This window comes from bacterium (assembly GCA_013360195.1).
GTDB lineage: Bacteria > Electryoneota > RPQS01 > RPQS01 > RPQS01 > JABWCQ01.
The window spans coordinates 1-11,391 of sequence record JABWCQ010000007.1 but is presented as its reverse complement, the minus strand read 5'-3'; the positions used below and the strand labels follow the sequence as shown (position 1 = coordinate 11,391).

Genomic DNA, 11,391 nt, shown 5'->3' with positions numbered 1-11,391 from the left:
ATGGCACTCGAGTGGTTTCGCCGCGAACGAAGTGTAATTTCTCCCGAACAGAAGAAGACGACGCAAGACACGCTTTGGGTGAAGTGTGACAATTGCGGAGAAATTGTCTTCAAGAAGGAACTTGAGAAACTGCAGCTGGTATGCCCGAAGTGTGCATTTCATTTCGCGATGCCCGCCGAAGCGTATATTGACCTGCTTGCTGACAGCGGCACTTGGCAGGAGAGCGATCACTCCCTGAAGCCGCTTGACCCCTTGTCATTCAAAGACTCCAAGAAGTACAGCGAACGGGTGACAGCGTCAATCAAAGCCACGGGAAAAAACGACGCGATTACCATCGGCTCGTGCCGGATAAACGGATTTCCGGTTGAATTGGGAATCATGGAATTCTCCTTCATGGGTGGAAGTGTCGGCAGTGTTGTGGGCGAGAAAATAGCACGTGCCGTTGATCGTGCCATTGCTGAGCGACGTGCCCTGATCCTGGTCTCCCGTTCCGGCGGAATGCGCATGCAGGAGGGAATGGTGTCACTGATGCAAATGGCTAAGACGAGCGTGAAACTTACACAACTTGACGAGGCCGGCTTGCCGTATATTTCAGTGATTACGAATCCCACGACGGGCGGCACGACGGCGAGCTTTTCTATGCTCGGGGACATCATCATTGCCGAGCCCGGCGCACTGATTGGATTTGCCGGACCGCGAGTCATCAAGCAGACGATAGGACAGGACCTCCCGCCCGGTTTCCAGCGCAGCGAATTCCTCCTTGAGAAGGGCTTTCTTGACAGAATAGTCAACAGGCAGGAACTAAAGTCGACCATCACGCATTTCTTAAAGGCATTCATGAATGATTCGGTGAAGAGTTCGTGATAATTCTGATTTCAAATGATGACGGCATTCTTTCCCCGGGCCTGCACGCACTTGTGCGGGCCGTTGCGGATTTAGGACAGGTGTGGGTGGTTGCGCCTGACCGCGAACAGTCTGCCGTCGGCCATTCCATCACGATTGCAGAACCGATTCGCATCATGGACTACAAGGTTGGCGGCGCGTACCGCTCATTTTCGGTGAGCGGAAGTCCGGCGGATTGTGTGAAACTTGCACTTTCAGAACTCCTGCCCGAGCAACCGGAATTGGTCATATCCGGAATCAATCGAGGGGAAAACACCGGAATCTCCATTATATATTCAGGTACTGTATCTGCTGCGACCGAGGGCGCAATAAACGGTATTCCCGCGATGGCGGTGTCGCTTGATTCGTTCACTCATGAAGACTTCGGACCTGCCTCACTCGTAGCCCGCCGTGCTGCTCAGCAGATTCTAAGCGAAGGCCTGCCGGAGGGCACTCTGCTGAATGTAAACGTTCCCGCATTGCCGAGCGACCGGATTCTCGGAGTGAAAATCATTCGGCAGGGTCGTGGACGGTTCAAAGAAACCTTCCTCAAGCGGAACGATCCGCGCGGCCGGACTTACTATTGGATGGACGGCCACAAACTTCCGTTAAATGAAGTGGATACCGACGGGACGGCTTTGAATGAAGGCTATGTTGCCGTTACTCCCATTCACTTCGATCTTACTCATCACGCTGTGCTTTCCCAGATTAATACTTGGGCGGACGCATTGCATCCTCTGTCTAATTCATGAAGCACTCAGAACGCATTGTCATTCTCGACTTTGGCGGTCAAACTACGCAGCTCATCGCCCGCCGATTGCGCGAGCACGGAGTATACTGCGAGATTCTTCCTTTCAATGTGCCCGTCTCGGAAATTGCGACCGAAGAGACGCGTGGAATCGTGATGTCAGGGGGGCCGGCAAGCGTGCATGCTGACGGAGCGCCGTTCCCCGACGAATCAGTCTATGACCTTGGCTTGCCGATTCTCGGAATCTGTTATGGGATGCAGCTTATTGGCAAACACTTCGGAACCGCCGTGGTAAAGGGCAGAGCCGGAGAATTTGGTCCGGCCGAAGTGGAATACGTCGAAACCAACGCACTTCTGCAAGGCATAGAGCTCCCGATGCAGGTCTGGATGAATCATGGTGATCATCTCGAAGAGGTGCGCGCACCGCTGCAGCTAATGGGCAAGAGTACACACGGTGTTGTTGCCGCGGTCTGCAACCGCGGCACGAATGCCTTCGGTGTGCAGTTCCATCCCGAGGTGACTCACACGCCGCAAGGCTCCGCGTTGCTGCGTAACTTCGCCTTCAACATCTGCGGCTGCAAGGGCGGGTGGAACATGGAATCCTTCATCGATCAGGCCGTTGCAGATATCCGCGCAACCGTCGGCGGACAACGTGTTTTGTGCGCGCTGTCAGGCGGCCTCGATTCGGCGGTGACTGCGATGCTGCTGAATCGTGCCATTCCCGGGCAGGTTCTCTGTTTTTACGTTGACACAGGTCTCGGTAGATTGGGCGAAAGAGAACAGATTGTCGAGACCTTTCGTGAACATGGCCATATCGAACTCGAAGTGGTTGACGCCGCCCAGCGCTTCTACGAGGGGCTGAAGGGCATCACTGAACCCGAACAGAAACGCAAAACCATTGGCCGGCTTTTCATTGAAGTGTTTCAGGAAGAAGCCGCGCGGCATAGGGAAGTAACATTTCTCGCACAAGGCACTCTGTATCCCGATGTTATCGAGAGCGTTTCGGTAAAAGGTCCCTCGGCGACGATAAAGTCTCACCATAACGTCGGCGGTCTTCCCGATACACTGCATCTGAAATTAATTGAGCCTCTTCGCGAACTCTTCAAGGATGAGGCACGCAATCTGGGCGTGCTCCTGGGATTGCCGCGCACCATCACGCATCGGCATCCCTTCCCGGGACCCGGCCTAGCCGTGCGAGTGCTGGGCGAAGTCACCAAGGAGCGTTGTGATATTCTTCGGCAAGCCGATGCGATTTTCATGCAGGAACTCCGCGACGCCAATTGGTACGAACAGACTCGGCAGGCCTTTGCCGTGCTGCTGCCGGTAAAATCCGTCGGTGTCATGGGCGATGAGCGCACCTATGAAAGCGTATGCGTCCTTCGAGCTGTCAATACGGATGATTTCATGACGGCGGATTTCACTCGTTTACCGTATGAACTTCTGAGCCGCTCAGCGTCGCGCATCATCAATGAAGTTCGCGGCATCAACCGCGTCGCATATGACATCAGTACAAAACCGCCTGCAACTGTGGAGTGGGAATAGCGAACCTTGTGACCTTGTTTCGCCAAGTTACACGGAACGTAATGGAGTAACACTATGTGTGGAATTATCGGCTATACCGGTCAGCGCGACGTAACGCCAATACTCATCGGCGCACTAAAGCGCATGGAGTATCGTGGCTACGATTCAGCCGGTGTGGCGGTTCTGAACGGTAAGCTGAGCATCGTCAAGGACGCCGGCAAAGTCTCAAACCTCGAACAGCTCGTTCGCGAGTCCGCGTTGAAAGGAAACTCAGGAATCGGTCACACTCGCTGGGCGACTCATGGCGCGCCGAATCAAGTTAACGCGCATCCGCATTCCGACGAAAGCAACACAATTGCGCTCGTCCATAACGGCATCATCGAAAACTACAGCGCGCTCCGGCATGAGCTTGCAAAGTCCGGTCACAAATTCTCAACCGAAACTGACACCGAAACGGTCGCCCACCTTATCGAGGAATTTTATGACGGCGACCTCGCCTTGGCTGTCACAAAGGCTCTTCGGCTCGTCAAGGGCACGTATGGACTTGCCATCGTCAGCAGACATCACCCGGGGACGATTATCGCGGCGCGCATGGGTTCGCCGATGGTGATTGGGCACGGTCAAGGAGAGAATTTTGTTGCCTCCGATCCCGCGGCGTTCTTGCACTTCACTCGCGACGTGACCTATCTTGAGGACGGTGAAGTCGCCATCATAACTTCGGACCGCGTCGAGTATCGCAATCTCGCGGATGAGCCGGTTGACAAGGATCTTGAGCAGATTACCTTCGACATCGCCGCGATTGAGAAGGGCGGTTATGCGCACTTCATGCTGAAAGAGATTTGCGAACAGCCGCAGACTGTCGCCGACTCCATGCGTGGACGACTGCTTCTCGATGAGGGAACGGTGAAGTTCGGCGGCATGGCTGCCGCAAGTCAGACTCTTCAAAACGCAAAGCGAGTGGTTTTTCTTGGCTGCGGAACGAGTTGGCACGCGGGCCTGGTCGGAGAGTATCTCTTTGAAGAGCTTGCCGGTATTCCGGCCGAAGTAGAGTATGCGTCCGAGTTTCGCTATCGTTCTCCCATTCTCGAACCGGGAACAATCTGCTTTGCGATCTCGCAGTCGGGAGAAACTGCCGATACATTGGCCGCGATTCGAGAAGCCAAACGGCACGGAACTCCAGTCTTTGGCATCTGCAATGTTGTGGGTTCCTCAATTGCCCGCGAAACGGATGCCGGAGTCTTTTTGCATGCCGGTCCGGAAATCGGAGTGGCGTCAACCAAGGCATTCACATCGCAAATCACTGTGCTGTTCATGCTCGCGCTGCAGATGGGCAGAAGCCGCAGAGTCGGCGCGGGGCGCGGCAGGGAACTGGTGCAGGAGCTGAAAGAGATTCCTCAGAAAATTTCCCGCATCCTGGCATCTCGTGAGCGCATTGAGACCATCGCACATCGCTACAAGAGCAGCCGGAATTTCCTTTATCTCGGTCGGGGACTGAACTTCCCGGTTGCATTGGAAGGAGCGCTGAAACTCAAGGAGATATCCTACGTTCATGCGGAAGGCTATCCGGCAGCCGAGATGAAGCACGGTCCGATCGCCTTGATTGATCAGAATATGCCGGTCGTTTTCGTAGCCACGAAGGACGGTACATACGAGAAAGTGCTCTCGAACATTGAGGAGGTGCGCGCCCGCGGCGGACAAGTGCTGGTTATCGCAACAGAAGGTGATACGGAAGTCGCCGAGCGCGCAACAGAAGTCTTGTATGTTCCGGAAACAGACCCGCTGTTGACACCGTTGCTGACGGTTGTTCCGTTGCAGCTTCTCTCGTATTATATGGCTGTGCATCGCGGATGTGACGTGGATCAGCCTCGCAATCTCGCGAAAAGTGTGACGGTGGAATAGATGCGCGTCTTGCTGCTTGCCGTTCTGTGCGCGAACTTGGCATTCGCGTCAATGTCAGTTGAATTGAGACAGGCTCTGGCGAGCTTTGAAGTCAAGGATTTCGAAGGCGCGCGGAGATCGGCGGAAAACGTCCTGCTTTCCGGTCGCGGGGACGAGTTGGAGGCAGCCCTTTATTTGCTTGTGCGTGTCAACCTCGCCACCAAACAGGCCGAACGGGCGTGGCGCGGAGCGGAGCGATTGATGAGCGCGTTTCCGAACGGGGCATATTATGAATATGCGCGCTTTGCCCGCGCCGAAAGCGCGTTCCTGATGGGAAACACCGATGACTCGCGTGACGACTTGCAGTGGTGCGCCGACAGCGCCGGAGATGGCCGTTTGTCGAAGCGCGCCAAAGCGATTCTCGATGAGAATTCGGCATTTGACTTTGAAGAATATCTCTTTCCGCAGAATCGTGCCGAAGCGAATCGGGAAGCGTTTGGCTCCGAGCATCGCCCTCGCGTTCTCTTGCTGCTCTCATTTCCTGACCAGCGGGATCCGGCCGCGGAGCAGTTGCGAGAATCGTTTGTTTTTGCCTCCTCAGTGCTCGACAGGTTTGATGTCGAAGTTTCCCGGGTGGCAAGTGCGTATGCTTCGGTAAAAGAGCTGGACCGGGCGGCACGCGACGGCTTTGACTTGGTTGTTTTCGCGGGTGACGAAGGATCAGCAACGGCAATAGCATTGGCGAATGCTAATCTTGAATTCCCGATTCTCAAGCTGACCAGCACTCCCCGGCCGCTGGCTCAATTCTCCATGGGCATGGTTGAGTTTCTTCCCAGTCAGGAAACACAGGCTTTAGTTGGTGCCCGTTACGCGGGAATGGAGTTGGAACTGAAGCACGGACTCCTGATTGCTCCGGAGTCAGACATGGGGCGAGCCCACAAAGACGGATTTGAGCGCTGTTCAGATTTCGGACTGCGGCTTGATGGAAGCGTCTCCTATCCGCCGGATGCCGGGAGTATCCGTACCGAGCTGTATGACTTGATGTCGTCACCGGACCGGTTGGCAAGAGGCGGCGAAGTTGCCCAAGCAGTGCTGTCCCGCGAAGAACGCGAGAAACTGTTTGGTTCGGGCAATCAAGGAGAAACGAGTCTTCCCCCATTGCCAGAGTCGGACGCAGGCGCAGAGGCAATGTTCTTTTCGCTCTCCGCAGACCAGATAATAAACTTCTGCACTCAGCTCGGGCGACTGCCCGATGGAATGACACTCATTGGAAACAGCTCGTGGCTCGATGAGCGCGCGCTGATAAATCAGTCCGGTATTACTCGTGATATGTATATTGTCGCACCGCTTCTGCCGTTTGCTGACAGGGAAACCGAGACTCTCGCCGCATTGCGCGAGCATGAAGAGTTCGACGTCACTCCCTGGCAGTTACTCGGTGCCGACGCTGCAGACTTTGTCTCAGCAGTACTGGCAAACCAAATTGGCAGCGGGGCGGAGTTTGTTGATGCTGCGCGGGATATGAATCATTTCTCGGGTGCCGCGGTTGAAGTTGAGATTTCAGCAACCGGCGAGAACAGACTCGCTCGGATTATTCGTTTTGATGGCGAGGAATTGAGGGTAGTGAAGTAGTGGAAATCTGGGAAGCGATCCTGCTCGGGATAGTGCAGGGAATAACTGAATTCCTGCCTGTCTCGAGCGATGGACACTTGGTGATTGTGCAAAACCTGCTCGGTATGACCGAGCCGATGTTGACTTTTGACATCTTTATCCATCTGGGTACTCTGGCGGCTGTCTTCATCTACTTTCGTAAGCTGCTGCTGCACTATATCACGGGGCTCTTCGATGTGAGTCGCCGTGCAGAAAGCCTCAAACTTGTCGCGATGGTGGTTGTGGCTACAATACCGGCGGTAATTGTCGGGCTGCTTCTTAAGCATAAGATCGAAGAGACGTTCGGCAGCGCGTGGATCGCCGCTTCCATGTGGTTAATCATGGGAGTCCTGCTGGTGTGGAGCGCGCGCTTCAGCGGGCGGACGGGAAGAATGGCAAAGCTGACTGCAATGGATTCGCTGCTGATTGGCACCGCACAGGTCTTCGCCCTTCTGCCCGGAATATCCAGATCCGGAACGACGATAATAACCGGGATGGCTCGCGGACTTGCTCCCGTCGAGGCCGCGCGCTTTTCATTTCTTATGGCAATCCCGGCTATCGCGGGCGCAGCCGTGCTGCAGCTCAAGGATGTTGATCAGCGCGGATTGTGGACAGACCCGGTGATGCTTTCCGGTGGAGCCGCCGCATTCTTGGTCGGTCTGGGAGCGATAGCCTTTCTATTGAAACTTTTGAATACGGGCAATTTGAAACCGTTTGGCTACTATTGCATTACGGCTGCCCTGGTGATATTTGGTGTATTAACTGTGAATGGACAATAAGAACGAGATGCTTAGACTTTCCGGGAATTCGCGTCCAATAATTGGTATTTCACCGGGCTATGCCGGTCCGGATCCTGCTCGCAGTTTTGCGCCGGCGGGCCGTATTGTCTTTTGTGACATGAACTATATAGAATGTGTCGAGAACGCGGGCGGATTGCCGCTTCTGGTGACATTTTCAAGCGATAAAGAGCAGCTTGAGCGATTTGCAGAGCATGTTGACGGGTTGATTCTGATTGGTGGAGTTGATATTCATGCGAGCCGCTATGGACAGGAAATGCGCGAAACTGAACAGATTCCTGTTCCAGAGCGTGACGAATTCGAATTCGCGTTGCTTGATGTGTTCATCAAGCGCGAAAAGCCGATCTTCGGGATATGTCGCGGATTTCAAGCGTTAAACGTCTACTTCGGCGGCACATTAATTCAGGATATTCCCTCTTCTCTGGGTTCCGTTCACCACCTGCAGACTCCGGGTTCGACGAATGTCGCTCATCAAGTCAAACTCGAGGAGGGTTGCCTTGCTGAGCGGATTCTTGGATCAACTCTCGTGGATGTCAACAGTTTTCACCATCAGGCCATAGACGAACTGGGCACGGGTTTGAAAGCTGTCGGCTGGTCGGAAGAGGGAATCATTGAAGTGTTTGAGCACGATTCTCATCCCTACTTACTGTCCGTGCAATGGCATCCTGAACGAATGCGGAGTTTTTCGCAGCAACAGTTGCTATTCAAAGATTTTGTGAAGGCTTGCGGCCGTGAGCAGCTCGAACTGGTTGGCTGAGTCCATCCCCTCGTTCCGCAATCTGCAAAAGGCGGTTGCGAGCGGCAGCACGTTTCCGGTGGTGGCGATCGGCGGAACGGAGGAGTATGCGATTTCCGAAGCACGAGAACTGCTGGTTCGTCATTTGATGAAGGATGCGGCGGAGGATTTCGATTTTTTTGAAGCGGACGCCTCATCCTTGACGGCCGCGGATTTGAACGAGCAGCTGATGACCATGCCGATGTTCAGCCCGCGACGTGTCGTTGTGTTGAACGACGCGGACGAATTCGGGAAGGATGAAGCCAAAGCGAACTTGTTGAAGCGGTATCAGGCAAAACCGTCACCGACGACGAGTCTGATTTTAGTTCAGGCTTTGGAGCGCAAGCCGAATAAGTTCGAAATGGATCGTTTGACAAAGACTCCGGACAGCTACTGGTTCTTTGAGTTGAAAGTCAGTGAGTTGTCGAAGTTTGTCACCAGTTTCGCCGCATTGCACAAGAAGAAGATCGAACCGCGCGCGGTGGAGTATTTGGTTGAGAATTCAACATCGCAGCTGCGCGACCTTAAAGCGAAGCTTGAGCATTTGATTCTGTATGCCGGTGATGCCGCGGAGATTACGGCCGAGATGGCCATGCGGGCAACCGGGATTACGGCAGAGGTGGATCTGTTCAAGTTTGAGGACGCCATTTTGGCTGGTGATGCCTCTCGAGTATTGCGAGAGGCTCGTGAACTATTGGACAAGGGCTTGGAGGAGCTGGCCTTGCTGGGTCGGCTGCGTGCTTTGATGAGCAAAGTATGGCAGAGTGGCGGTTTGGCTGCCCGCCAAGCACCTGATGATGACTTTCGGAAAGTGCTTGGGGGTCAAGCATTTAAGAAACCTGAATTTATTCATGCGGCGCGACGACTTGGCAATGTTGCTATCCAGGACGCACTTTTAAGTTTGCTTCAAATTGAGTTGCATGCTAAGTCAAAATCTTCCGAGGTAAGGTCTTTTATCTTCGAGTGGTTATGGACGGTTTGCGGCGGAAAAAAATCCGGGAACGGTGGAACCTTGTTTAAACAGCGAGAGTATGTCAGGTAGGCGATGAACAACAAGCCGATCGCGTCGCAGACCGACGAAGAACTTATAGCCGCATTTCAGCAGGAAAACGCAGCGGCATTTGACGAGATTGTTCGTCGTTATCGTGACCCACTATACAATTTTGTGGTCCGGCTGTTAGGGGATACCCTGTTCAGCGAGGACATTGTTCAGGAGACGTTTGTCCGGGTTTACCGGAACAAGCATCGATATCATCAGGTGGCGAAATTTTCGACGTGGATATATACGATTGCGTCGAATTTGGCGAAGACTGAGCTCAGGCGGCGGAAGGTTCGTAATTTCTTTTCCATCAGTTCCAAGGGCAACGACGAGCGCGACTATGATATACAGGATCAGGGCGTGGACGTCGAGAAGGAAGTTGACGGAAGAGTCCGCACGGAGTTAATTCTGCGGGAGATTGAAAAGCTTCCTTACCACTTCCGGGAAGCGGTCTTGCTCAGAGACGTGCAGGATCTCTCGTACGAAGAAATATCAGAAGTGTTACAGGTGCCGCTGGGCACCGTCAAATCACGGGTTAACAGAGGGAGAACCCGCTTGCAAGAAGTATTAAAGTTTTTGGCGAATGAGGAGTCAGAAAGTGATTAGTCCCGACAACAACGCAAAGAATATGGAGTCTGATTGTTCGGCGGAGCATCAGAGAGTTCGGAAGGCGTTGCAAACTCTACCCAAAGCAACTTGTCCGGTTGGATTTGAATTTCGACTTGAGCGCAGACTGGCAGGGAAGCCGGTCGGCGGGACACGCTCCGGCTGGAGCATAAATTGGTTGGGAGCTGGAGTCGGTTTCGCGACGGCGATGGTGCTGGCGGTATTCCTGTTTGATTTCGGGACGGTACCGGGCACGAATCCCGCGAACATCACGGGGACTCCCTCGCAGGTCAAGACGGGCGGGACTCAGATTGAGCAGCCGGTTGACATTGCGAAGACATCAGTTGAAACAGCGGCACCGGTAACGGCGCCGGAAAAGTCATCGGAACAGCTGGCGGCGACGCCGGATTCGATGAAGGATAAGACCAAGCCGGGCACGTTGCCGGAAGGGAATTATCAGACGGTTGGTACGAAGAGCGGCAGATAAGCTGCATTGTGTTTAGAATTGGGTTTGGGGTGTAAAGCCTCGGCAGTGGTGCCGGGGCTTTTTTTTGTGGTGCCGGCTGGTGTTGTAGTGATCTCTTTCCCCGTAGGTAGTTGAGTGATTTACTCAAGTCGGCAAGTTGCGTGCTGACATTCCTCCATTTTCCGTTCGGGCCGGACGGTTGATCAGGCCGCCGAATACCTCGCGAGTTGAACTTCGGTCAGTTAGCTGGCTATAATTTACAACAGAAACGGGGCAAGGTCAACATATTTTTTCATTTTATTGAACTTAATAAACACATGTTCAAATTACAGTTAGTCAATATTTGGCGTTCTGGAGAGGCATATTGGACTGAAACAGGAATTCTATTGACCCTCCGTTACTTGGAATTTGAGGGGTGGGAGGGGTTGCGGGAATTGTCCGGGGGGATTAGATTTTGGTTTGATACGGTTAATCATATTGAAGGGTAGGGGAAGAAGATGAAGCGAGCATTATTTTGGTTGATTCTTCTGGCTACGAGTGTGAGAGAGAGATTGGCAATCAGCAGTGTGCGGGGTCGCGAAATGAAAAGACTAGTAGCCATTTTGTTAATCGCCTTTATTGGCTCAGCGCAGTCATCATTTGCGCAATTCAATGCGATTATTTACAACACGGGCTGCGAGCTGGCGGACGCTTGTGTGGGCGGCACGGGTTATCCGGACGGGACGAGGACCGTTCAGATTTTCTGGGATGCGGATAATAACGGTCCAACTCCGAACGACGTTCAGCCGGTGGTTGGCGAAGGATTCGGAGAATGCAATTTCAACAGCCTGCTCTTGAACGGTGAAGGGTATTTGGGCTGCGCGGGTGCGTTCTTTACGGACCCGGCTTTCACGATTGTGACAACGACTCCTCAGCCTTCAAAATACTGGTTTCGAGTTTGTGACGACGCCAACTCGATCATGTGGATTTCAGACACGCTTACGATTGCCAACGGATTGAATGAATACGATCTTACGGCTTCCGGCGGCTGGA

At 53.6% G+C, this 11,391-nt stretch carries 11 protein-coding genes; all 11 read left to right on the top strand.

Annotated features, from left to right (window positions below):
* Nucleotides 1-864 carry an acetyl-CoA carboxylase carboxyltransferase subunit beta gene (locus HUU59_06490; GenBank protein ID NUO19083.1) on the top strand — a complete coding sequence of 288 codons (864 nt, stop codon included), beginning with the start codon at nt 1-3 and terminating at the stop codon, nt 862-864.
* Nucleotides 864-1,634, top strand: a complete 771-nt coding sequence (surE, locus tag HUU59_06485) for a 5'/3'-nucleotidase SurE (protein NUO19082.1) — start codon at nt 864-866, stop codon at nt 1,632-1,634. The genes HUU59_06490 and surE overlap by 1 nt, the downstream gene beginning before the upstream one ends.
* Nucleotides 1,631-3,172: a glutamine-hydrolyzing GMP synthase gene (gene guaA / locus HUU59_06480; protein ID NUO19081.1), complete on the top strand. Its 1,542-nt coding sequence runs from the start codon at nt 1,631-1,633 to the stop codon at nt 3,170-3,172. The genes surE and guaA overlap by 4 nt, the downstream gene beginning before the upstream one ends.
* A gap of 54 nt (nt 3,173-3,226) precedes the next feature.
* The gene (gene glmS, locus HUU59_06475; protein NUO19080.1) at nt 3,227-5,050 is read left to right on the top strand and encodes a glutamine--fructose-6-phosphate transaminase (isomerizing); all 1,824 of its coding nucleotides are present in this window, start codon (nt 3,227-3,229) and stop codon (nt 5,048-5,050) included.
* Nucleotides 5,051-6,658 (top strand): hypothetical protein, encoded by a 1,608-nt coding sequence (locus HUU59_06470; GenBank protein NUO19079.1) that lies wholly within the window; start codon nt 5,051-5,053, stop codon nt 6,656-6,658. It begins immediately after the preceding gene.
* Complete coding sequence (locus tag HUU59_06465; GenBank protein NUO19078.1) at nt 6,658-7,455, top strand: undecaprenyl-diphosphate phosphatase; 798 nt, start codon at nt 6,658-6,660, stop codon at nt 7,453-7,455. Before HUU59_06470 ends, HUU59_06465 begins: the two co-directional genes overlap by 1 nt.
* A complete protein-coding gene (locus tag HUU59_06460) occupies nt 7,445-8,230 on the top strand; it encodes a gamma-glutamyl-gamma-aminobutyrate hydrolase family protein (protein NUO19077.1) in 786 nt (261 codons plus the stop codon). Before HUU59_06465 ends, HUU59_06460 begins: the two co-directional genes overlap by 11 nt.
* The gene (gene holA / locus HUU59_06455; protein ID NUO19076.1) at nt 8,205-9,290 is read left to right on the top strand and encodes a DNA polymerase III subunit delta; all 1,086 of its coding nucleotides are present in this window, start codon (nt 8,205-8,207) and stop codon (nt 9,288-9,290) included. The genes HUU59_06460 and holA overlap by 26 nt, the downstream gene beginning before the upstream one ends.
* Nucleotides 9,291-9,293: 3 nt before the next feature.
* Entirely contained in the window at nt 9,294-9,893 is a 600-nt protein-coding gene (locus tag HUU59_06450) for a sigma-70 family RNA polymerase sigma factor (GenBank protein ID NUO19075.1), read from the top strand.
* Nucleotides 9,886-10,380, top strand: coding sequence for a hypothetical protein (locus tag HUU59_06445; protein ID NUO19074.1), 495 nt, complete (start codon nt 9,886-9,888; stop codon nt 10,378-10,380). Before HUU59_06450 ends, HUU59_06445 begins: the two co-directional genes overlap by 8 nt.
* Before the next feature lie 560 nt (nt 10,381-10,940).
* Nucleotides 10,941-11,391 (top strand): hypothetical protein (locus HUU59_06440; protein ID NUO19073.1); only part of this gene is annotated, 451 nt, incomplete at its 3' end.